This window comes from Candidatus Hakubella thermalkaliphila, assembly GCF_013281975.1.
Classification (GTDB): Bacteria; Actinomycetota; Humimicrobiia; order Hakubellales; family Hakubellaceae; genus Hakubella; species Hakubella thermalkaliphila.
On the sequence record NZ_BLRZ01000447.1, the window covers coordinates 1 to 588 of the forward strand.

The 588-nt window shown below is 44.9% G+C and carries 1 protein-coding gene; it reads right to left on the bottom strand.

Annotated elements, in window-relative coordinates; translation table 11 throughout:
- A partial coding sequence (locus HW443_RS12645; RefSeq protein ID WP_176238379.1) for an MBL fold metallo-hydrolase occupies positions 1-588 on the bottom strand: 588 nt, incomplete at both ends.

Below are 588 nucleotides of genomic sequence, written 5' to 3' on the forward strand. Positions count from 1 at the left end.
ACTGTGTATGTTTGAGGCAAATGTCGCAATTATTATCCTTCCCTGCGCCTTTGAGAAGATGTCCTCAAATGCACGACTTACTTCCTTTTCGGAAAATGTAAATCCGCCTTTTTCAGCATTTGTGCTGTCAGAAAGAAGCACGAGGGTGCCTTTCTCTCCATATTCGGAAAACTTGTGGAAGTACATTAATTGACCGTAAACAGGCGTGGGGTCAAGCTTGAAATCTACGGTGTGAACAACCTTTCCAAGAGGCGTATCTATCCCCAATCCCACACCGTCAACAATGCTGTGGGTCACGCGCACAAACTCTATTGAAAACACTCCGAGGTTCACCACATCCCTCGGCTTTACAGGAATGAGTGTGGCATTTTCAAGAGAATGTTCCTTCAGTTTCTCTTTAACAAGCCCGAGGGTAAGAGGAGTCCCATAGATGGGCACATCAATCTCTTTTAAAAGAAAAGGTAGCGCTCCTGTGTGGTCTTCATGCCCATGCGTGAGCACGACGCCCTTTATCTTATCCTTATTTTCGATGAGGTAAGAAAAGTCAGGGTTGACAAAATCAACAACGAGCATGTCTTCTTCAGGAAA